At 69.6% G+C, this 22,503-nt stretch carries 15 protein-coding genes; 7 read left to right on the top strand and 8 right to left on the bottom strand.

Translation table 11 applies throughout. The features are described from left to right. The first annotated feature begins 35 nt into the window (after positions 1 to 35). From ACIQCZ_RS34275 to ACIQCZ_RS34250, 6 genes are all read left to right on the top strand, one after another. Positions 36 to 1,235 (top strand): ROK family protein, encoded by a 1,200-nt coding sequence (locus ACIQCZ_RS34275; RefSeq protein WP_402288450.1) that lies wholly within the window; start codon positions 36 to 38, stop codon positions 1,233 to 1,235. Between the two features lie 121 nt (positions 1,236 to 1,356). Then, positions 1,357 to 2,454: a substrate-binding domain-containing protein gene (locus ACIQCZ_RS34270; RefSeq protein ID WP_402288447.1), complete on the top strand. Its 1,098-nt coding sequence runs from the start codon at positions 1,357 to 1,359 to the stop codon at positions 2,452 to 2,454. Positions 2,455 to 2,758: 304 nt separating this feature from the next. Next, entirely contained in the window at positions 2,759 to 3,553 is a 795-nt protein-coding gene (locus tag ACIQCZ_RS34265) for an ATP-binding cassette domain-containing protein (RefSeq protein WP_329819577.1), read from the top strand. Beyond that, entirely contained in the window at positions 3,550 to 4,860 is a 1,311-nt protein-coding gene (locus ACIQCZ_RS34260; protein ID WP_402288444.1) for a sugar ABC transporter permease, read from the top strand. The genes ACIQCZ_RS34265 and ACIQCZ_RS34260 overlap by 4 nt, the downstream gene beginning before the upstream one ends. Positions 4,861 to 5,034: 174 nt before the next feature. Next, positions 5,035 to 6,963 (top strand): 1-deoxy-D-xylulose-5-phosphate synthase, encoded by a 1,929-nt coding sequence (dxs, locus tag ACIQCZ_RS34255; RefSeq protein WP_402288443.1) that lies wholly within the window; start codon positions 5,035 to 5,037, stop codon positions 6,961 to 6,963. A gap of 172 nt (positions 6,964 to 7,135) precedes the next feature. Next, positions 7,136 to 8,680: an amino acid permease gene (locus tag ACIQCZ_RS34250; protein WP_402288441.1), complete on the top strand. Its 1,545-nt coding sequence runs from the start codon at positions 7,136 to 7,138 to the stop codon at positions 8,678 to 8,680. 15 nt (positions 8,681 to 8,695) lie between these two features. On the opposite strand, the gene ACIQCZ_RS34245 is transcribed toward ACIQCZ_RS34250, so the two are convergent. Together ACIQCZ_RS34245 and ACIQCZ_RS34240 are read right to left on the bottom strand one after the other, a co-directional pair. Beyond that, positions 8,696 to 9,085: an NTP pyrophosphohydrolase gene (locus ACIQCZ_RS34245; RefSeq protein ID WP_402288439.1), complete on the bottom strand. Its 390-nt coding sequence runs from the start codon at positions 9,083 to 9,085 to the stop codon at positions 8,696 to 8,698. A gap of 37 nt (positions 9,086 to 9,122) precedes the next feature. Beyond that, positions 9,123 to 10,235, bottom strand: a complete 1,113-nt coding sequence (locus ACIQCZ_RS34240; protein WP_402288437.1) for an LCP family protein — start codon at positions 10,233 to 10,235, stop codon at positions 9,123 to 9,125. 336 nt (positions 10,236 to 10,571) lie between these two features. Here ACIQCZ_RS34240 and ACIQCZ_RS34235 point away from each other — a divergent pair, with 336 nt between their 5' ends. Next, positions 10,572 to 11,693: a hypothetical protein gene (locus ACIQCZ_RS34235; protein ID WP_402288436.1), complete on the top strand. Its 1,122-nt coding sequence runs from the start codon at positions 10,572 to 10,574 to the stop codon at positions 11,691 to 11,693. A 75-nt stretch (positions 11,694 to 11,768) separates the two neighbouring features. On the opposite strand, the gene ACIQCZ_RS34230 is transcribed toward ACIQCZ_RS34235, so the two are convergent. The 6 genes from ACIQCZ_RS34230 to ACIQCZ_RS34205 all read right to left on the bottom strand — a co-directional run bounded on the left by ACIQCZ_RS34230 (position 11,769) and on the right by ACIQCZ_RS34205 (position 22,272). After that, positions 11,769 to 13,775, bottom strand: coding sequence for a glycosyltransferase (locus ACIQCZ_RS34230; RefSeq protein WP_402288434.1), 2,007 nt, complete (start codon positions 13,773 to 13,775; stop codon positions 11,769 to 11,771). Positions 13,776 to 13,849: 74 nt separating this feature from the next. Continuing rightward, the gene (locus ACIQCZ_RS34225) at positions 13,850 to 15,328 is read right to left on the bottom strand and encodes an SDR family NAD(P)-dependent oxidoreductase (RefSeq protein WP_402288432.1); all 1,479 of its coding nucleotides are present in this window, start codon (positions 15,326 to 15,328) and stop codon (positions 13,850 to 13,852) included. Between the two features lie 58 nt (positions 15,329 to 15,386). Beyond that, positions 15,387 to 17,402 (bottom strand): hypothetical protein, encoded by a 2,016-nt coding sequence (locus ACIQCZ_RS34220; RefSeq protein ID WP_402288429.1) that lies wholly within the window; start codon positions 17,400 to 17,402, stop codon positions 15,387 to 15,389. Positions 17,403 to 17,713: 311 nt separating this feature from the next. Continuing rightward, on the bottom strand, positions 17,714 to 18,751 hold the full coding sequence (locus tag ACIQCZ_RS34215; protein ID WP_402288427.1) for a signaling protein: 1,038 nt from the start codon (positions 18,749 to 18,751) through the stop codon (positions 17,714 to 17,716). 165 nt (positions 18,752 to 18,916) lie between these two features. Further along, the gene (locus ACIQCZ_RS34210) at positions 18,917 to 21,046 is read right to left on the bottom strand and encodes a 3-hydroxyacyl-CoA dehydrogenase NAD-binding domain-containing protein (protein ID WP_402288424.1); all 2,130 of its coding nucleotides are present in this window, start codon (positions 21,044 to 21,046) and stop codon (positions 18,917 to 18,919) included. Then, positions 21,043 to 22,272, bottom strand: coding sequence for a thiolase family protein (locus tag ACIQCZ_RS34205; RefSeq protein WP_402288421.1), 1,230 nt, complete (start codon positions 22,270 to 22,272; stop codon positions 21,043 to 21,045). Before ACIQCZ_RS34205 ends, ACIQCZ_RS34210 begins: the two co-directional genes overlap by 4 nt. Positions 22,273 to 22,503: the final 231 nt, after the last annotated feature.

The raw sequence follows: 22,503 nt of genomic DNA, 5'->3' as shown, positions 1-22,503 counted from the left end.
ACATGTTAGAGAAAACGGTAGGAGTGAGAGCGTCGATGGAGACTCCGGGGTCGCAGACATCTCTGCATCGCGCCAACCTTGAGCGGGTCGTGCGCGCGGTGCGCATGGCCGGTTCGCTCACCCAGGCGGAGATCGCACGGAGCACCGGCCTGTCAGCGGCCACCGTCTCCAACATCGTTCGCGAACTGAAGGACGGCGGCACGGTCGAGGTGACCCCCACCTCGGCCGGCGGCCGCCGGGCCCGCAGCGTCTCGCTCAGCGGCGACGCCGGCATCGTGGTCGGGGTCGACTTCGGTCATACGCATCTGAGGGTGGCGGTCGGCAATCTCGCCCACCAGGTGCTCGCCGAGGAGTCCGAGCCGCTGGATGTCGACGCCTCGTCGGCCGAGGGGTTCGGCCGGGCCGAGCGGCTGGTCAAGCGGCTCATCGAGACGACCGGGATCAGCCCGGAGAAGGTGATCGGGGTGGGCCTCGGCGTTCCCGGCCCGATCGACGTCGAGTCCGGCACGCTGGGCTCCACGTCGATCCTGCCGGGCTGGACGGGCATCAACCCCAGCGAGGAGCTCGCGGGCCGGCTCGGAGTGCCGGTGTACGTCGACAACGACGCCAACCTCGGGGCGCTCGGCGAACTGGTGTGGGGGAGCGGCCGGGGGGTCAGGGACCTCGCCTACATCAAGGTCGCCAGCGGGGTCGGGGCCGGTCTGGTGATCGACGGGCACATCTACCGGGGGCCGGGCGGCACGGCCGGCGAGATCGGGCACATCACGCTCGACGAATCGGGCCCGGTGTGCCGCTGCGGCAACCGGGGATGCCTGGAGACCTTCACGGCCGCGCGCTACGTGCTGCCGCTGCTCCAGCCCAGTCACGGGCCCGGCCTCACCATGGAACGGGTGGTCCAGCTGGCCCGTGAGGGCGATCCGGGCTGCCGTCGGGTGGTCGGGGACGTCGGACGGCACATCGGCAGCGGGGTGGCCAATCTCTGCAATCTGCTCAACCCCAGCCGGGTGGTGCTCGGCGGTTCGCTCGCCGAGGCGGGCGAGTTGGTGCTCGCGCCCATCCGTGACTCGGTCTCCCGCTACGCCATTCCGAGCGCCGCCCGGCAGCTCTCGGTGCTGCCCGGAGCGCTCGGCGGCCGGGCCGAGGTGCTGGGTGCGCTGGCGCTGGTGCTGAGCGAGATGGGGGATTCGACCCTTTTGGAAAGCACCCTGTCGACGGCCACCCCTGCCTTCACTTAGATAACGGATGGCACCGTTGTCATCTCGTTAAGGATTTACTCCTTGACGCTGCCGTCGCAGCCGAGTTGACTTCCAGCCACCTCGGCCGCGACGTCGCGGCCTCGTCAGGGAGGCAACCCGCATGAACGCAACGACGCGACGCATCGTCATAGGCACGGCCGCAGTCTCCATGGCCGTCTCCCTCGCCGCCTGTGGCAAGGCCGGTGACGACAAGGACTCCGGCAGCGGCGGCGACAGCAAGACCATCGGTCTGCTCCTGCCGGAGAACAAGACCACGCGTTACGAGACGTTCGACCGCCCCATCATGGAGGCGAAGATCACGGCGCTGTGCTCCGACTGCAAAGTCAAGTACAACAACGCCGCGCAGGACAGCGAGACCCAGAAGAAGCAGTTCGACGCGCTCGTCACGCAGGGCGTGAAGGTCATCATCCTGGACACCGTCGACTACAAGGCCGCGAAGTCCTGGGTCCAGCAGGCCGCGAAGAAGGGCGTCAAGGTCGTCGCGTACGACCGTCTCGCCGAGGGCCCGATCTCCGCCTATGTGTCGTACGACAACGAGAAGATCGGCCAGCTCCAGGGCGAGGCGCTGGTCAAGGCGATGGGCGCCAAGGCCAAGGACAGCAACGTTGTCATGATCAACGGCTCGCCGACCGACCCGAACGCCCCCTTCTTCAAGAGGGGCGCGCACAGCGTCCTCGACAAGCAGGTCAAGAAGGTCGTCTACGAGCAGGACATCCCGGACTGGTCGGCGGACGAGGCCAACAAGAAGATGGGAGCGGCCATCGACTCCCTGGGCAAGGACGGCTTCCAGGGTGTCTACTCCGCCAACGACGGCATGGCCGGCGGGATCATCACGGCCCTGAAGAAGCAGGGTGTGAAGGTTCCGGTCGGCGGTCAGGACTCCGAGCTCGCCGGTCTGCAGCGCATCCTCACGGGCGAGCAGGCCTTCTCGATCTACAAGCAGATCAAGCCGGAGGCCGAGACCACCGCCGAGATCGCCGTCCGGCTGCTCAAGGGCGAGAAGATCGACGACCTGGCCCCGGTCAAGGTCGACAGCCTCTCGGGCGAGTTCAAGGGCACCCCGTCCAAGCTGTACGACGCCTCGGTCGTGACCAAGGAGAACATCGCCTCCACGATCGTCGCCGACAAGGTCTACAAGATCGAGGAGATCTGCACCGCCCAGTACAAGGCGGCCTGCGACGCTGCCGGCGTCAAGTAGTCACCCGCCGGCAGACGTCACCCCGGTCCGGTCCGGCGCCCGCCCCGTCACATGCCCCGCAGCAGGGGCGGGCGCCGGACTTCCCACCGGTTCCGGTCACCGCACGCGGCTGCCCTCGGGGGCGCCCCGCGAGGCCCCGGCCGGCACGGAACTCCTTACCGGGCGCGGTCTCGGCGCGTGGTCGTCCCCCGGCGACGACGTTCCGAGGCGGCCCCGGAGACGTTCCGTTCTTCCCGGCGGCCCGGTGACCGGCACCGCCCCTGTGCTCAGCAGCACCATCCCCGCCGGTCAGGCGGCGAAGGAGATGATTCACGTGTCCGCTACGCCCGTGCTGGCGTTGCGCGGAATCTCCAAGCGGTTCGGCGCCGTCCAGGCGCTCACCGATGTGGACCTGGAGATTCGCTCCGGCGAAGTGGTCGCCCTGGTCGGCGACAACGGCGCCGGCAAGTCGACCCTCGTCAAGACCATTTCGGGTGTCCACCCGATCGACGAAGGCGCCATCGAGTGGGAGGGCGAACCGGTCCGCATCAACCGGCCGAACGACGCCCAGGAACTCGGAGTCGCCACCGTCTACCAGGACTTGGCGCTCTGCGACAACCTCGATGTGGTCGCCAACCTCTTCCTCGGCAGCGAACTGCGCAAGGCCTCCGTCCTCGACGAGATCGGGATGGAGAAGCGCGCCAAGGAACTGCTCGACACGCTGTCCATCCGGATTCCCAGCGTCCGTATCCCGGTCGCCTCGCTCTCCGGCGGCCAGCGCCAGGTCGTGGCCATCGCCCGCGCCCTGATCGGTGACCCCAAGGTCGTCATCCTCGACGAGCCGACCGCAGCCCTCGGCGTCGAGCAGACCGCCCAGGTCCTCGACCTCGTCGAGCGGCTGCGCGAGCGCGGCCACGGCGTCATCCTCATCAGCCACAACATGGCCGACGTGCGCGCCGTCGCCGACAAGGTGGCGGTGCTGCGGCTGGGCCGCAACAACGGAGTCTTCGACATGGCGACCACGTCCCACGAGGAGATCATCTCCGCGATCACCGGTGCCACGGACAACGCCGTCACGCGCCGCCAGGCCCGCACAGCCACGAAGGAGGACGCGAAGTGAGCGACCTCGCCAAGACCCCCGAAACCGCCGATCACAAGCCCGCGGCGACACCCGCGGCCGAGCCGTCGGCGGCCCCAGCCCCCGCGGTGGACCCGCGCCTGCTCGTCCGCGAGGAGGGCTTCAAGGGCTACTGGTCCGAGTTCACCCGCAAGGTGCGCGGCGGCGAGCTCGGCTCACTGCCGGTCCTGGTCGGCCTGATCGTCATCGCGATCGTCTTCCAGTTCCAGAACAGCAACTTCCTCTCCGCCAGCTCCATCGCCAACGTCGCCGTCTACAGCTCCGGCCTCGGCATCATGGCGGTCGGCATCGTCTTCGTGCTGCTGCTCGGCGAGATCGACCTGTCCGTCGGCTCGGTCGCCGGTGTCGGCGCGGCCGTCTGGGCCGTGCTCAACGTCAACCACGGCTGGAACGACTGGTCGGCGGTGCTCGTCGCGGTGCTCTCCGGGCTGGTGCTCGGCGCACTGCACGGCTTCTTCTTCGCCAAGATCGGGGTGCCGGCCTTCGTCGTCACCCTGGCCGGTTTCCTCGGCTGGAGCGGTCTGCAGGAGTGGATGATGGGCGGTGAGGGCTCGATCAACACACCGTCCGGCAGCATCGTCGAGAACCTCACCAACTACTTCTTCGAGGACAAGGCCGTCGCGTACGGCGTCGCTCTGGTCGCCGTCCTCGCCTACGCCGCCTCGCTCCTGATGGACAGTCGGCGCCGCGGGGCCGCGGGCCTGCCGGCGCGTCCCACCACCGAGGTCCTGCTCCGCACGGGCATCGTCGCGATCCTGTGCTTCGCCGTCGCGTACGTCCTGAACGAGCCCTCCGGCGCCCGCGGCCTGCCGCTGGCCCTGGTGCTCTTCCTCGCCGTGCTGGTCGTGGCGGACTTCGTGGCCCGCCGGACCACCTTCGGCCGCCAGGTCTTCGCGGTGGGCGGCAACCCGGAGGCCGCGCGCCGCGCCGGTATCGATGTGGACCGGATCCGGATCACCGTCTTCGCGCTCTCCGGAATGCTGGGCGCCTTCGGCGGACTCTTCATCGCCAGCCTCTCCGGCGGCGCCACCAAGAGCGTCGGCGGCGGAAACACACTGATGCTGGTCATCGCGGCCGCCGTCATCGGCGGTACCAGCCTCTTCGGCGGCCGGGGCAAGGTCTGGTCCGCGCTGCTCGGCATGATCGTGATCCAGTCGATCCAGCAGGGCCTGAACATGATCGGCATGGCCAACGCCATCCAGTACATGATCACCGGCGCGGTGCTGCTGGCCGCCGTGGTCATCGACTCGGTCTCCCGTCGCACCCAGAAGACCGCGGGCCGCGCGTAACCACCACGCCGCACGGTCCTGTGCCCGGCGCCCCGAACCGGGCGCCGGGCACTTCCGGGTGCCGGGCCACGGGGTGGGACAGCACACTCCATGCCCGATGCCCGGGAGGACGAGCGGAACATTAGACTCATCGGATCGGCATGCTCGACCAGCTCAAGACGCAAGGAGGCACGGGTGGCTCTGCTGACCCGCATCGGTGGACCGCGTGACCTGGACCGGCTCGCTCCCGAGCAGCTGGACCAGCTCGCCGAAGAGATCCGGACCTTCCTCGTCGACGCCGTATCGAAGACCGGCGGCCACCTCGGCCCCAACCTGGGTGTGGTCGAGCTGACCATCGCCCTGCACCGGGTCTTCGACTCGCCGAAGGACAAGGTGCTGTTCGACACCGGTCACCAGAGCTATGTGCACAAGCTCCTCACCGGCCGCCAGGACTTCTCCAGGCTCAAGAGCAAGGGCGGCCTCTCCGGCTATCCCTCCCGCGCGGAGTCCGAGCACGACATCATCGAGAACTCGCACGCCTCCACCGTGCTCGGCTGGGCCGACGGCCTGGCCAAGGCCAACGAGGTGCTGGGCAAGGACGACCACGTCGTCGCGGTCATCGGTGACGGCGCGCTCACGGGCGGCATGGCCTGGGAGGCGCTGAACAACATCGCCGCCGCCAAGGACCGCCCGCTCGTCATCGTCGTCAACGACAACGAGCGCTCCTACGCACCCACCATCGGCGGCCTCGCGAACCACCTCGCGACACTGCGCACCACCGACGGCTACGAACGCTTCCTGGCCCGCGGCAAGGATCTCCTGGAGCGCACCCCCGTCGTCGGCAGGCCGCTGTACGACACGCTGCACGGCGCCAAGAAGGGGCTGAAGGACTTCATCGCCCCGCAGGGCATGTTCGAGGACCTCGGCCTGAAGTACGTCGGCCCCATCGACGGCCACGACATCGAGGCCCTGGAGTCCGCGCTCCAGCGCGCCAAGCGTTTCGGCGGGCCCGTCATCGTGCACTGCCTCACGGAGAAGGGCCGCGGCTACACCCCCGCGCTGCTCGACGAGGCCGACCGCTTCCACGCCGTCGGCAAGATCCACCCCGACACCGGCCTCCCGGTCGCCACCTCGGGCCTCGACTGGACCTCCGTCTTCGGCGAGGAGATGGTCAAGCTCGGCAAGGAACGGAAGGACATCGTCGCGATCACCGCGGCCATGCTCCAGCCGGTCGGTCTGACCAGGTTCGAGAAGGAGTTCCCGGACCGGATCTACGACGTCGGCATCGCCGAACAGCACGGCGCGGTCTCCGCGGCGGGCCTGGCCACCGGCGGACTGCACCCCGTCTTCGCGGTGTACGCCACCTTCCTCAACCGCGCGTTCGACCAGGTCCTGATGGACGTCGCGCTGCACAAGTGCGGTGTGACCTTCGTCCTGGACCGGGCCGGTGTCACCGGCACCGACGGCGCCTCGCACAACGGCATGTGGGACATGTCGATCCTGCAGTGCGTGCCGACGCTCCGGATCGCCGCACCGCGCGACGCCGACCAGGTCCGCGCCCAGCTGCGCGAGGCCGTCGAGGTCGACGACGCACCGACCGTGGTGCGCTTCTCCAAGGGCGCGGTCGGCCCTGCCGTCAAGGCCGTCGGCCGGGTCGGCGGGATGGACGTCCTGCGTGAGCCCGGCACCGCCCAGCCGGACGTCCTGCTGGTCTCCGTCGGGGCGCTGGCCCCGATGTGCCTGGAGATCGCCGATCTGCTGGATGCCCAGGGCATCTCGACGACGGTCGTCGACCCGCGCTGGGTCAAGCCGGTCGACGAGGCCATGGCCCCGCTCGCCGAGCAGCACCGGGTCGTCGTCACGGTCGAGGACAACAGCAGGGCCGGGGGCGTGGGCTCCGCCGTCTCCCAGGCGCTGCGCGACGCCGGGGTCGACGTACCGCTGCGTGATTTCGGCATCCCGCCGCGCTTCCTCGACCACGCCTCCCGCAAGGAGGTCCTGGCCGAGATCGGGCTGACCGCACCGGACATCGCCCGCCAGGTCACCGGCCTCGTCGCCAAGCTGGACGGCCGCTACGAGACGGGCGCGGACAGTGAGGCCGTGATCGAACCCGTCCGCGACTGACCCGCGGAGCACGGGTCCGTACGAGCGAACGGCGTTACGGCCGATGGGCCGGTCGGCCACCCTGTAAGGGTGGTCCGACCGGCCCGTTCGTGTGAAATCTCCCGATAGCGGCCCTTCGCCGCCGGGGCGGTCCCAATCATGGCGTTCACGACGAGTGCGTGGAGGTACGCCGGTGACTGCCCAGCAGGACACACCACCCAGCAGGGACGGACTGTTCCGGACCAAGACGGTCGAGCAGTCCATCCGTGACACCGAGGAGCCGGAGCACGCACTCAGGAAGTCCCTCTCCGCGCTGGACCTCACGGTCTTCGGAGTGGGCGTCATCATCGGCACCGGCATCTTCGTGCTCACCGGCAAGGTGGCCAAGGAGACGGCGGGGCCCGCCACCGCCCTCGCCTTCGTGGTCGCCGGCATCGTCTGCGCCCTGGCCGCGCTCTGTTACGCCGAGTTCGCCTCCACCGTCCCCGTCGCCGGCTCCGCCTACACCTTCTCGTACGCCTCGCTCGGCGAACTCGTCGCCTGGATCATCGGCTGGGACCTGGTGCTGGAGTTCGCGCTCGGCACGGCGGTGGTGGCGGTCGGCTGGTCCGGCTACGTCCGCTCACTGATGGACAACTTCGGCTGGACCATGCCCGAAGTGCTCTCCGGAACGGATGTGGCGAAAGGATTCGGCTTCGACATCCTGGCCTTCGCGCTGGTGCTCGTGCTGACCGTCGTGCTGGTGCTCGGCATGAAGCTCTCCGCCCGGGTCACGACGATCGTGGTCGCCATCAAGATCGCCGTGGTCCTGATCGTCATCGTCGCCGGACTGTTCTTCGTCAAGGCCGCGAACTACTCGCCCTTCATCCCCGAGGCACAGCCGCAGCCCTCCGGTTCCGGCCTGACCGCGCCGCTGATCCAGCTGATGTTCGGCTACGCCCCGACGAACTTCGGCGTCATGGGCATCTTCACCGCCGCCTCCATCGTCTTCTTCGCCTTCATCGGCTTCGACGTGGTGGCCACCGCCGCCGAGGAGACGAAGGTTCCGCAACGTGACATGCCACGTGGCATCCTCGCCTCGCTCTTCATCTGCACCGTGCTCTACGTGGCCGTTTCGCTGGTGGTCACGGGCATGCAGCACTACAGCGATCTGTCGGTCGAGGCTCCGCTGGCCGATGCCTTCAAGGCCGTCGGCCACCCCGTCTACGCCGGGTTCATCAGCTTCGGAGCCGCCATCGGCCTCACCACGGTCTGTCTGATCCTGCTGCTGGGCCAGACCCGGGTGTTCTTCGCGATGAGCCGCGACGGGCTGCTCCCGAGGTTCTTCTCCGTGACCCACCCGCGCTTCCGCACCCCGTACCGCCCGACGATCCTGCTCGGCGTGGTCATCGCGATCGTCGCGGGCTTCACGAGCATCAACGAACTGGCGACGCTCGTGAACATCGGCACGCTCTTCGCCTTCGTCGTCGTCGCCCTGGGCGTGATCGTGCTGCGCCGGACCCGCCCCGATCTGCACCGCGCGTTCCGCACCCCGTGGGTGCCGCTGCTCCCGATCCTCTCGGTGGCGGCCTCGGTCTGGCTGATGCTGAACCTGCCGGCCGAGACCTGGCTGCGGTTCGCCCTCTGGATGCTCATCGGCGTGATCATCTACTTCGCGTACGGGCGTGGACACAGCCGGATCAACGTCCCGCTCGGCGGGGGCCAGGACCTCCCGCCCGGATCACGCGGGGCGGCCTGATCCGGACGGAGGACCTCAGGGGGTGCGCGACGGCCGCACCGTACGGGGCCCCACGCACCGCGCCCCGTACTCCATCACCCGCCGCCGCAGCTCGCGGTCGGCGGTGACGACGACACAGGCGCGTTCCCCGCGGGCCCCGGTCAGCTCCACGATCAGGTCGTCGCCGCTCCCGGATGCCGATTCCACCCGCACCCCGGGCACCGATCCGATGCCGCGAGCCGCGCCCTCGACGACCAGCACCAGCTCGACGGGTCCGGGGCACCCCGGCAGACCGGCCGCGGCGAACGGGACCAGGGAGTCCCGCAGCCGTTCGGCCGCCCCACGCCGGTCCCGCCACCAGCCGTCGGGGACGGACCCGACCACGTTGGCCGCGTCCACGATCACCAGGGTCCGTTCGGTCGGCATGCCGCAAGCGTGTCACGGGCCGGCCGCCGACGCCCCGTCAGCCGCCGGTGGCGGGGGACTTCTTCGCCGACTCCGGGATCGTGGCGTCGTCGCGGATGGCCTTCCACAACTCACCGGCCTGGGGCTGGGCCGCCACCACCCGGTTCGGGTCCTGCTTGTCGTACGCCACCGGAAGCATGATCGTTTCCATGGTGTTCGGGTTCACGCCGTTCATCGACCGGCCGAAATCCGCGAGGGACGTCAACGAGGCGAGCCCGGAGTCGGTGGTCAGCGACTTGGTGGCGGAGTTGGCGATCTTGTACGACTTGGTCGGACTGCCCAGCAGGTCCTGTGACTTGACCTCGCTCAGCAGGGCGAGCAGGAACTGCTGCTGCAGACCGATCCGGCCGAGGTCGCTGCCGTCCCCGATGCCGTGCCGGGTCCGGACGTACGCCAGTGACTGGGTGCCGTCGAGCTTGTGCGTCCCCTTGGTGAGGTGGAGACCGGAGGACTTGTCGTCGATGTCCTGCGGTACGTCGACGGTGACGCCGCCTATCGCGTCGACCAGATCCTTGAACCCGGCGAAGTTGATCTCCAGGTAGTGGTCGATCCGGACCTTGGACATCTTCTCGACGGTCTTGACCACACAGGCCGGGCCGACCTGGGAGTAGACGGAGTTGAACATCACGCGGTTCGCCGACGGCACCGTCGAGCCGTCGGCCTTCGTGCACTCGGGCCGGGTCACCAGGGTGTCACGGGGTATGGACACGGCGACGGCCTGGGTGCGGCCCTCGGGTATGTGCACCACCATCGCGGTGTCGGACCGGGCGCCGCTGACGTCGCCGCCGCCGCCCAGCTCCTTGTTCTCGGCGCCGGCCCGCGAGTCCGAGCCGAGAACCAGCAGGTTCTGACCGCTGGTCGGCAGCTTCTCGGGCCGGTCGTCGCCGAGCGCCTTGTCGATGTCGACGCCCTTGATGTTCCCGTCGAGGCGGCTGTACAGCCAGTAGAGGGTGCCGCCGGCGGCGAGCACCAGGACGAGCAGGCTGATCAGCACAATGCGGCCGGTACGGCGCCGGGGGCGTCCGCTCCCGGCGTCCTTGCTGCGCCCCTTCTTACGGGAATCGGCCCGCCGTGACGGGTGCGGGCCGGGGGGAACGACGTCATGGCTCATCCTGCGAGTCCCTTGATCTCGTGGCCGCGGAAGGGCCGATGGGGCTGGGGACTCGGGTGGGGCCGGTCCACGCATGTGGGGGGCTGAGCGTGCACTATAGACAGGTTTTCGAATCCTGTGTAATCCTTCGCACGATCTTCAACTCCGGAATCGAATTGTTATTCCTTCTGTGACAGGGCGGTTGTCCGGCGGGCTCCCACCGATGCCGGGGGAGCGCTGGTTCCCGGGGCGAACCAGGAATCTATGATGGGTGGGTTCGGCCCCTTGCGTGCCGGAGAGCCGAAACGGCCTCCGATGCCGGGGCCGAGGAACCATGGGGAAGGACGACTTCACGTCATGCCGGTCAGATCCAGGCGCGCTGCCCGGGGAAGGGCCCCGATTCCGGGCGCCGACGCCCACGACGCAGGCAGGGAGCGAGCGGCGCGGGCGACTGCCGACGGCCGCTGGCTCGTGCTCGGCAAGGACGGCAGGCTCACCGCCTACGCGCTCTGCGACGAGGGAATGCTCCGCTGGACGGAGGTCCGTCCCGGCGGCCCCGACTGGGAGGGACCGGACCTCTTCCCGGCGGCCGGCCTGACCCGGCTGTCGGTGGCTCAGGGCCCCAACGGTTTCGTGTACTTCACCGGACGTCGCACGGTGCGCAAGGACGCGGGACCCGTCGTCGACCTCGTGCACGCCACCCAGTTCCAGTCCGGACGCCCCGTCACCGCGTGGCACTCCCTCGGCAATCCGCACAAGGACCGCGAGAAGGCGGCCCGGCTCGGGGCGCCGACGGCCGTCGTCAACGCCGAAGGGCTGCTGCACGTCTTCGTCCGCAACGCCGACGGCAGGCTCGCGCTGCGGCGTGAGAAGCCGGGTGGCAAATGGGAGGGCTGGCAGGACCTCAAGGGCGGGCGGCTCCGGGACGGGGCGGCCGTGGCCGCCACCGCCTCCGGACGCGTCGAGGCGCTCGTCCCGGGAGAGGGGCGGGCGATGCGCTGGAGCCAGAACGAGTCCGGCGGCGCCTTCACGCAGGACCAGGACATACCGTTCGCCCAGGTCCCGGGCACTGCCTCGGCCCTGGAGACCGCACCGGACAGGGTGACGTACTACTGGGCCGACGAGGCCACCGGCGGAGTCGTCGCGCACCGCCCCGGCACCTGGGCGATCCCGCTCAACAGCTCCGCCGCGAACGGCCCCGTGGCGGCGCTGCGCGCCATGCTGGACGGCTACGACTGCACCGTACTGGCCCATCGCGACCCCGAGGGCCAGATCATGCTCACCGCCTGCGGTACGGAGAATGAGGGGGCGGGCGTGTGGTGGTCGCCGACGGGCGAGCGCTGTACGGGCGGACCGGCGCTCGCGTACGACGCGTACGGCCGCGTGGTGCTCGCGCTGATCGGTGAGGACGGCGCTCTGCACATCGCCCGGCAGAACCGTGAGCCGGGCCTGGCGCTGGAACGTTCGGTGCGGGTCTGAGTCGCGAGGACCGCACGGACCGGGGGCACCCACCGCGGTGGGTGCCCCGTTCACGTCCACGGGCGGATTCATGGCTCAGGAGGCGGACTTCAGCCCGAGCGACAGGTAATTGCTGTCGGTGTAGTACGGGTTGAAGGTCACCGAGCGTCCCTCCGCGGTGGTGACGGTCCTCTTCGGATAGACGTGGATGTGCTTGCGCTGCATGATCTCGTCGCCGAACCGCCCCAGCCGCAGCCGGTGCGCTTCGCCCGTCACCGTCAGATTTCCCGGAATGCTCAGCGACAGGTCCCAGATGGTGTCGACGTCGATCATCCGGTCCGCGTACTGATGGAGATCGAGGGTGAAGACGGCCCCGCCGTCCGAGAACGCGCACGGGACGGTGAAGCAGGAGTCCGCGTTCTTCCGGCTCTGCGCGATCACCTGCGCGCCGTGACCGGCGAGGTCGACCTGCGGACCGCCGGGCACCGAGGGGACGCCCAGCACGTAGCACCGGACGCTGAGATGCGAGCCGCTCGTCTCCACCGACAGCACCTCCGCATGAGCGGGGAACTCGCGCGAGACGATCTGGAGGAAGCCCCCGTCCTCGGAACGCCTGAACGTGCGGAACCGCACCGGGCCGGCCTGGGCCGGGGAGGAGATCAGCGCATTCGCCGACTGCTGGAGCTCGTCGACCTTCACCCGGCGCATGACACCGTCGTCCTCGCGGCGCAGCAGCACGTTCCACGTCCCGGAGGCCAGCCGCAGCTGCGCCGGTACGCAGGCGTACAGGCGCCCGTCGGTCGTCTGCTCGGCCTGCGCCGCCAGCAGCGCCTGCCGCCCGTCCGCCGCGTTGACGCACAGCACGGTGAACCGGCTGCCCGGCGCCCGCGCCGGATCGACCGCGAACTCCAGGTCCCCCGCGGGGGTGGCCCGGCACAGTGCCTCGGGCCGGTAGGCGCGCGCCGTGAGCAGACGCGAAAGGTACGACTCGTACGCCTGCGCCTGCGACTCGTTGCTGTAGTGCCGGGACTTCTCCACTGCGTTCGAGCCCAGCCGCACGCGCAGTTCGGCGTCGCTCAGCAGCCGGTCCAAGTTCTCGGCGAACGCGTCCACATCGCCCACGGGCGAGAGCACGCCGTCCACTCCGTCGGAGATGATCTCGGACGGGCCGTGCGGGCCGGCCGTGCTGAGTACCGGCACACCGCAGGTCATGGCCTCCACGATGGTCAGGCCGAACGTCTCGTCCGTCGAGGTCGAGGTGTGCAGCGCCGCCTTGGCCAGCTCCTCACGCAGCTGCCTCGTGTGCCCCATGAGGAGGATGCGCTCGTTCGCCCCGAGATCGTCGATGAGCTTGCGCAGTTTCCCCTTCTCGTCGCCGCTCCCGTAGATCCGCAGGGTCCAGTCCGGGTGCTTCCCGCCGAGCTGCGCGAAGGCGTTCACGAGCAGGTCGAACCGCTTCCAGTCGACCAGTCGGCCCGACGCCGTGACGATGCGCGAGCCGTGCACGTCGGCCCTCAGGAAGGTGCCGGGGACGGCGTTGGGAATGGCCTGGAAAGCCGTCCCGACCGCGCCGTACGCGTCCCGATGCGTCTGGGCGTCCTTCGCCGTCACGGTGACGAAGCCGTCCAGCCGCGGAATCGCGGCGTCCAGCATCTTCCGCGAGGCCGCGGTCTGGTGGTGGTAGTGCGTGTGCGCCTGACCCAGCGCGATGTACTGCCCGGTCCCCAGAGCGGTCAGCAGGGACACCGTGTTGGGGGCGGTGGCGATGACGACGTCGGCGTCGCAGCTCTGGAGATAGGCGGCGGCCCGTTCGTCCATCAGCCGGCTGTAGCGGTTCTTGTCGTCGGCCTTGAAACCCGTGCAGTGCTGGGACGCCGTCGAGTGCAGCGGGTTCTCCAGGTCCGGCGAGCCGCCGCGGGTGTCCACGAGCGTGCGCAGGGTGACGCCCGGCCCGAAGCGGAGCGGCGGGACGTCGTGGTACTGGAACAGGCTCACCAGCTCGACCTCGTGCTGCCGGGCCGCGAGCGCGTTGGCCAGCGTCTGGGTGGCGACGGACGTACCGGCCTGTCCGTAGGCGCTGTACATCAGAAAAGCGATCTTCACGCGGGTCCTCCTGGATCCGTGGCCGTGGCGGCTTCAGCTCCGAATTCCGTGGGCGCCGGTCTCCGGTACGAGGTTCAGACGGGTCGGCTTCCGGAGTCGTCGAGCACCTGCGACAGGGCGGACTCGAATGCCGAGCCGGGCGTCGGGGCCGGGCCCGGCCGGCGCACGTCGATCACCTGGCCGGTCATGTCGGAGAGCAGGACGTCGAGCGAGCTGCGGGCGACCTCCCGCGAGGCGGGCGACGAACCGGTGGGCTCCCGCCCGGGTGCCTCGGTCCGTGCCGGATTCATGCAGTTGACCCGGATGCCGTCCTCGGCCCACTCCTCCGACAGCGCCTGGGTGAGGTTCACCATCGCCGCCTCGACCGAGGAACAGATGCTGTACTCGGCGCGCCCGCGGGTGTAGCTGCCCGAGGTGAAGAGCAGCAGCCGGCCCGCGGTCTCGGCGAGGTACTTGTACGCGGTGCGTGCGATGTTCACCGGGGCGAGGTAGTCGACCCGGAGCGCCTCGCGGATCGTGGCGCCGTCGGTCTCGTCGAGCCGGCCGATCGGGAGGACGCCCGCGGTGCTGACGACGTGGTCGATCCGGCCGGTCTCCGCGTACGCCCTGGCGAAGGCCGCCTCCACCTCCTGCGGGTTCTCCGCGTGGATGCCGGTGGCGGAGCGGCCGAGGGCGTACACCCGGGCCCCGTACTCCTCGGCCATGCGCGCGATGTCGGCGCCGATCCCGTACGCGTCGCCGAACACCAGGAGGGTCCGCCCGGCCAGCCGCTCCCGGTAGGACGTCCCGGAGCCGTGCGCCGGAGCGGTCGTCGAGGCCAGCTGGAACAGCTTGTCGGCGATGAAGACGTCGACGGGCTGGGTGACCTTCATGTTGTGCTCGTCGCCCATGACCACGTGCACGGGTACGTCGGGCAGGTACTTCACGACGACCGAGCAGTCGTCGGTGGCCCGGAACAGCGGGTCGGCCGCCGCGAGCCCGTACGCCCGGCGGATCGTGGAGAGCCGGAAGCCCTGGGGTGTCTGGCCGCGGCGGAGCCGTCCGCGGTCGGGCACCTCGGTGATGAACTCGCCGTCGTCGCCGTGCGTCCGGGTCACGATCACGGTGTCGGAGGAGGGGATCGCCACATCGACGGCCCGGTGGCGCTCCAGCGCCCGTACGCACTCCTCGACCACGCGTTGCGACAGCAGCGGACGCACCGCGTCGTGGAACAGCAGGTTGCAGTCCTCGTCACCGTCGAGCCCGGCGGCCACCGCCTCGATCGCGAGGTGTGTGGTCCCGCTCCGGGTACTGCCGCCCGCGAGCACCCGGGACACTTTGCGCAGACCGGCCTTCGCGATGATCTTCTCGGCGTCGGCGACATGGTCCGGCGTCATCAGGACCACCACCTCGTCGATGTCCGGGGCGTTCTCGAAGACGTGCAGGGTGTGTTCGAGCATCGACTTCCCGGCGATCTTCAGCAGCTGCTTCGGGGTGGCGAGCCCGATGCGCTGCCCGGTGCCACCGGCGAGGACGACGGCGACGGTACGGCGACGGGAGGCACGGATGGTCAAGGTCTGCTGCTTCCTGTGGGCGGGGCGGGGCGGGGTGACGGGCGTGCGGCGGCGGATCTCAGACCGGCTGGTGCGGCTGGGGCTCGGGGAATCCCGGCTGCTCCGGGTACTCGATGGGGAAGTCCCGCAGGCCGCGCAGATAGAGATCCTTCGCGGCGTCGGCGAAGCGCACGGTCGACGGCGGATTGTCCGGCCCGAGCAGATAGTCCTTGAGCTGTTCCCGGTACGGGGCCATGACGTCCTGGTCCAGGGAGAACATCGCGGAGAGCGCCGTCTCCAGGCCGTTGCACTCGGAGTCGAGCAGGTACGAGGCGTACGCCGTGCGCTGCTCGTTGCGGAACTCCGCGTCCGGCAGCCCCTCCAGGTTGAAGATGGCGTACGGCTTGCGGGTGGCCACGAAGTCCGAGACCACGCTCGACATGTCGCCGATCAACAGGTCCGAGTGGTTGAAGCAGTCGTACAGCGTGGGCACCCTGTCCGTCACGACGTGGTGCGCGTCGACGGGCAGCGAGTCCCAGTAGAGGGTGCCCGCCTGGTCGCGGAACTTGCGGATCCGGGTGGTCCGCTCCTCCTCGGTCAGGTCCGGGTACTTCGAGCGGACGCCACGCTCCTGGAGTGCGGCGAGCCGCTTGTCGATACGGGCCAGCCGACGGGCCGCGGTCTTCGAGTCCAGGATCTTCCGGCCGAACCGGCGGGCGTTGTCGTCCTGGAGCAGCGCGATGATGCGCCGGTGCGCGGCCGCGGCGGCGGGGGAGCGGGTGCCGGTCAGCGGGTGCGGTTTGTAGATGATGCGCAGCTGCCGCTCGTGCGCGAGCAGGGTCCGGATGAGGTGCTCGCCCGCCGGGATGACCGAGGTGTAGCAGGCGTCGTCGGTCCAGCCCTCCCAGGTGGGGGCGTAGATGACGGTCGGGATCTCCTGGCCGACGGAGCCGGTCCAGCGGTGCAGGGGCATCAGCTGGGGCCGGCCGACCTCGACGATCTGGTGGGCGGTGACCGCGTGCTTGATGCGCTCGTAGCGGTCCCGCCCGGCCCGTCCGGCCACCCAGATCTCGTCGAAGACCTTGCTGACGCGGTTGCTGCTGGCGAGCTTGTCGCTGTCGCCGTGACCGATGAAGACGTGCTTGACCTCGTGCCGTTGGAGCATGTGCACGTTCTTGCCGGCGTTGCCGGGGTAGAGCGTCACCCGTAGTTCGGGCATCTCCACACGGGCGAGGTACTCGGCCTTCGGGACGCAGACGACCGGTACGGAGGTGGCGTCCAGGTACCTCAGGGTGGCCCGTTCGCGCAGCACGATGATGGGACGCAGATCCAGCGACTCCAGCGACTCCAGCCACATGTTCACCTGGTACATGAAGTCCCTGGAGACGGCGGCGAAGGTGAAGTAGAGAGCGACCTGCGGCCGGTACTGCCGCAGCTGCCAGTTCAGCTCGTCGATGGCGTCGTCGGCCGTGGGCAGGACGAGCGCGTTCCGTGCCCCGGGCACCAGGACCAGGAAGGCGACGAACGCGAACCAGACCGAGGCGATCGCGCCGTATGTCACGTACTCCCACCGGTCGGTGGCGATCGTGCCGATCGCGCCGCCGACCAGGGGGATGTCCAGGTGCAGCATCTTGCGGACGTGCTTGTTCATCAGGAACGGGTGCGGCAGCCGACGGATCCCCAGTGCGTCCAGGTCGAGTCCGCGCGTGGTGAAGGGCAGCGCGGCTCGTTCGGACTTGACCCGCTTGAGCAGGGCGCCGTAGGCGAGCTGCAGCACGAAGAGCAGCAGCAGCCCCACGGACGTCATCTGGACGACGAACGAGTCGAGGTTGTTGATGGAGCCGCAGAGCGCCAGCAGCAGGAACTGCCGTATCAGGAACCGGATGGTGAGGCCGAAGCGCGAGTCCCGGAGCCGGTCGAGGGTCGAGGACTCGGAGGTGTGCAGGAGCAGGTCGGCCGCGTAGCTGACCGCCGCGGCACAGGCGAAGACGGGCAAGGAGGCCATCACCACCGCCGCCAGCATGGCGACGAAGCTGAGCACCAGGGCTGCGGTGATCAGAAAACCCAACGCGGCCTGACGTCGTGCTTTGCCCATGAGCGGCCGACTCCTCCTTCTGTGCATGGGTGCGGCGCATGGCTGCGTCGCCAGTGCGGACAGGGTCTGCCGCACGTCACAGTGGGGGCCGAACCGCAATCGAACATGGGTGCGGACGGTGCGTAAGGAACTTGTGAAGCATCCGACCGAACTTTAGACACTGCTGACGCTTTTGGTGAACTTCCATTGGCCGAAAAGTCGAACATTCGATGTCTGGATACCGAACAGTTATGAACGGAGGGAGTGCACTGTGATCTCCGTTACACTCGCTCGCGTGTTCGGCTGCCGCGTTTGTCGATCATGGCTCGCGGTCACGGCTGACACGAGTAGACCGTCAGGTTCCGTCGCTCCGGAGTCTTGACCGAGAAGCCCACACAGAGCCGGGGCTCAGGGCCCGGCCGTACGGCGATCCCCTCCGGTTCGCGGAAGTCCAGCCCAGGTGCGACGGTCACCTTGCGGCGCCCGGCCGCCCGCCCGCTGCGTACGTCGAGCGCCGAAACGTAGGTGTTGCCCCCGGAGGAGGGCGGATTGTCGCCCGCCGCGTCCGTGTAGGGCTTCCCGGTCAGCTGGTAGATGTGATCCCCGTACAGGGCGCAGCCCTGGAACGTCTCGCCGTCCCGCAGCGCGATGTCCCTCACGCGGTGCAGCGGCGCGTACCGCCCGGCGAGGAAGTCCTCCACACGGTGGACCGCGTAGTGATGGGTCCGGCCGATCCAGTGGCTGACCAGAAGGCGGCGGCCCGTCGGATCCAGGGTCGGATGGACCTTGTGGCTGCTCGGCAGCGGGCGATGGTGCCGTATCCGGGGCGACGCGCTGTCGAGCACCGCACCGTCGTGGAACGGGACCCGGGCGACGGCGCGCCCGTACCCGGTCCGCCCGTCCACGTCGGACTCCACCCACAGAGCCACGTTCCCGTCCGAGTGCTCCACCCCGAACGAGATCCCGTGACCGAAGCCGCGCAGATACATGTGCCCGGTCTCCTCCCCCGACGGGGAGAGCGCCGTCACGCACATGTCGCCCGCCAGCCGCCGGGCCCGGCCGCCGAGAGGCCGCTCCTCGTCGGGAAGCCGGACGGAGGCGGGCACGACCTGGAGCGCGTACACCTCGCCGGCCGCACTGCCGTACGAGATCGACTGCGGGCCCGAGACATGGTGCAGCGGGCTCGGCGGGAGCAGTTCCGACGCCGTGCCGATGTCGAACAGTCCGACGGATCCGGCGGGTGGCAGTCCGTCGCCCGCACCGTCACCCGAAGCTCCGCCCAGCAGGACGCCGCCGGCCGCCGCCACCGCGGTCCCGCCGCCCGCCAGGAGCAGCGCTCTGCGACTGATGCGGCTTCCGGTGCCCGCCATGCCTGATCGTGACCCGTCTCTGCTCGGGGAGGGGACGTCGTCCGCCCCTGGGGTGAGGTCGGACATTCTGTCATCGCCCCCGTCGGGCCCGGACGACCCGGGCAACACGGACGGAGGGTACGTCCCGTCCACCGGGCCGTACCCTCCGTCGTCGAGCTCGCCGTGTTACGCGGGAACGCTCGCCACGCCCTGCGCCAGGAACTTCTTGCCGTTCACCCGCTCCGAGACGCCCTCACGGTCCAGGTACGGCGTGATGCCGCCCAGGTGGAAGGGCCAGCCCGCGCCGGTGATCAGGCAGAGGTCGATGTCCTGGGCCTCGGCGACGACGCCCTCGTCCAGCATCAGACCGATCTCCTGCGCCACCGCGTCCAGGACGCGGTCGCGGACCTGCTCCTCGGACAGGACGGCGTCGCCCTGCTTGAGGAGAGCGGCGACCTCCGGGTCCAGCTCCGGCTTCCCGGAGCCGTACACGTAGAAGCCGCGCTTGCCCGCCTTGACGACCGCCGCGAGGTTCTCGGAGACGGTGAAACGCTCCGGGAAGGCGCGGTTCAGGGTCTCGGAGACATGCAGGCCGATGGCCGGGCCGACCAGCTCCAGCAGCACCAGCGGGGACATGGGCAGGCCGAGGGGCTCGATGGCCCTCTCCGCCGTCTCGACCGGGGTGCCCTCGTCGATGACGTTCTGGATCTCGCCCATGAAGCGGGTGAGGATGCGGTTGACGACGAACGCCGGGGCGTCCTTCACCAGCACCGCGGTCTTCTTCAGCTTCCGCGCCACGCCGAACGCCGTGGCCAGCGAGGCGTCGTCGGTCTTCTCGCCGCGGACGATCTCCAGCAGCGGGAGGATCGCGACCGGGTTGAAGAAGTGGAAGCCGACGACCCGCTCCGGGTGCTGCAGCTTCGACGCCATCTCGGTGACCGAGAGGGACGAGGTGTTGGTGGCGAGGATCGCGTGCGCCGGGGCGACCGCCTCGACCTCCGCGAACACCTGCTGCTTGACGCCGATCTCCTCGAAGACGGCCTCGATGATGAAGTCGGCGTCGGAGAAGCCCTCCGCCTTGTCCAGCACACCGGAGACCAGGGCCTTCAGGCGGTTGGCCTTGTCCTGGTTGACGCGGCCCTTGCCGAGCAGCTTCTCGATCTCGGCGTGGACATAGCCCACACCCTTGTCGACGCGCTCCTGGTCGATGTCGGTCAGCACGACCGGCACCTCCAGGCGGCGCAGGAACAGCAGCGCCAGCTGCGAGGCCATCAGACCGGCACCGACGACGCCGACCTTGGTGACCGGGCGGGCCAGGTTCTTGTCCGGGGCACCGGCCGGGCGCTTGGCGCGCTTCTGGACCAGGTTGAAGGAGTAGATCCCCGAACGCAGCTCGCCACCCATGATCAGGTCGGCCAGGGCCCGGTCCTCGGCGTCGAAGCCGGCGCCCAGGTCGCCGTCCTTCGCCGCGGCGATGATCTCCAGCGCGCGGTACGCGGCCGGGGCGGCGCCGTGCACCTTGGAGTCGGCGATGGCCTTGCCCCGCGCGACGGCCTGGTCCCAGGCGTCACCGCGGTCGACCTCGGGGCGCTCCACCCTGACCGTGCCGTTCAGCACGTCCGCGGTCCAGATCAGCGACTGCTCCAGGAAGTCCGCACCGTCGAAGAGGGCGTCGGCGATCCCGAGCTCGAAGACCTGCTTGCCCTTGAGCTGACGGTTCTGGTTCAGCGAGTTCTCGATGATGACGGAGACCGCGCGGTCGGCACCGATCAGGTTCGGCAGCAGCGCGCAGCCGCCCCAGCCGGGAACCAGACCGAGGAAGACCTCGGGCAGCGAGAAGGCGGGCAGCGCCTTGGAGACGGTGCGGTAGGTGCAGTGCAGACCGACCTCGACACCGCCGCCCATCGCCGCACCGTTGTAGTACGCGAACGTCGGGACCGCGAGGCCGGAGAGCCGGCGGAAGACGTCGTGGCCGCCCTTGCCGATGGCCAGCGCGTCGTCGTGGTTCTTCAGCAGCTCGACGCCCTTGAGGTCGGCGCCGACGGCGAAGATGAACGGCTTGCCGGTGATCCCGACACCGGTGATCGCACCGTCGGCCGCCTCCTTCTCGACCTGGTCGACGGCGGCGTTCAGGTTCGCCAGCGACTGCGGTCCGAAGGTGGTCGGCTTGGTGTGGTCCAGGCCGTTGTCCAGCGTGATGAGGGCGAAGCGGCCCGCACCGGCCGGCAGGTCGAGGTGGCGTACGTGTGCCTGCGTGACGACCTCGCCGGGGAACAGCTCGGCCGCACCCTTCAGAAGCTCGGTGGTGGAGCTCACTTGCTGCCTCCGTCTGCGGTCTCGAAGTGCGGGTTCTCCCAGATGACCGTGGCGCCCATGCCGAAGCCGACGCACATGGTGGTCAGGCCGTAGCGGACCTCCGGCTGCTCCTCGAACTGGCGGGCCAGCTGCGTCATCAGACGCACACCCGAGGAGGCCAGCGGGTGACCGTAGGCGATGGCGCCGCCGTACTGGTTGACGCGCGCGTCGTCGTCGGCGATGCCGTAGTGGTCGAGGAAGGCGAGCACCTGGACGGCGAACGCCTCGTTGATCTCGAACAGGCCGATGTCGTCGATGGTCAGCCCCGCCTTGGCGAGGGCCTTCTCGGTCGACGGGATCGGACCGTAGCCCATGACCTCCGGCTCGACACCCGCGAAGGCGTAGCTGACGAGGCGCATCTTGACCGGGAGGCCCAGCTCGCGGGCGACGTCCTCGGCGGCGAGCAGCGAGGCGGTGGCGCCGTCGTTGAGGCCCGCGGCGTTTCCGGCGGTGACCCGGCCGTGGGCGCGGAACGGGGTCTTCAGACCCGCGAGGGACTCCAGGGTCGTGCCCGGACGCATCGGCTCGTCGGCGGTGACCAGACCCCAGCCCGTCTCGCCGGCCTCGGCGTTCGTGCGGCGGACGGAGATCGGCACCAGATCCTGCTGGATCTTGCCGTCGGCGTACGCCTTGGCGGCCTTCTCCTGGGAGCGGACCGCGTACTCGTCGGCGCGGAGCTTGGTGATCTGCGGGTAGCGGTCGTGCAGGTTCTCCGCGGTCATGCCCATGAACAGGGCGGACTCGTCGACCAGCTTCTCCGACACGAACCGCGGGTTCGGGTCCACGCCCTCACCCATGGGGTGGCGGCCCATGTGCTCGACACCACCGGCGACGACGACGTCGTACGCGCCGAAGGCGATGGAGCCGGCCGTCGAGGTGACGGCGGTCAGGGCGCCCGCACACATGCGGTCGATGGAGTAACCGGGGACGGACTGCGGCAGGCCGGCCAGGATTCCGGCGGTGCGGCCCAGCGTCAGACCCTGGTCACCGATCTGCGTGGTCGCAGCGATGGCGACCTCGTCGATCCGCGCGGGGTCCAGGTCCGGGTTGCGGCGCAGCAGCTCCCGGATGGCCTTCACGACGAGATCGTCGGCGCGGGTCTCGTGGTAAATGCCCTTCGGGCCCGCTTTGCCGAACGGGGTGCGGACGCCGTCGACGAAGACGACGTCCCGGATGGTACGAGGCACGGTGGCTCTCCTCCAGGGTGCGGGATGGCACTGCTGCGGGGCACGCCCACCGGCGCGCCACCCCCTCATGCTACTTGCGGGTAACCACGCTGCCCACCCCTTGCGGCGGGAGCGGCGAAGGTCACATGCGAACGGGGCGGGTGCGGCGGCCGTTTCGCCCCAAAAGCCGGACGGGCCGCAGACGCCGCGCATGCCGGACGGGGCGCGGACGGGCTGCGGGTCCGGTCGTCG

The sequence above is a fragment of the Streptomyces sp. NPDC093149 genome (assembly GCF_044754145.1).
GTDB lineage: Bacteria > Actinomycetota > Actinomycetes > Streptomycetales > Streptomycetaceae > Streptomyces.
Note: the sequence above shows the minus strand (reverse complement) of the source record. Positions and strands in the feature narration are given on the sequence as shown.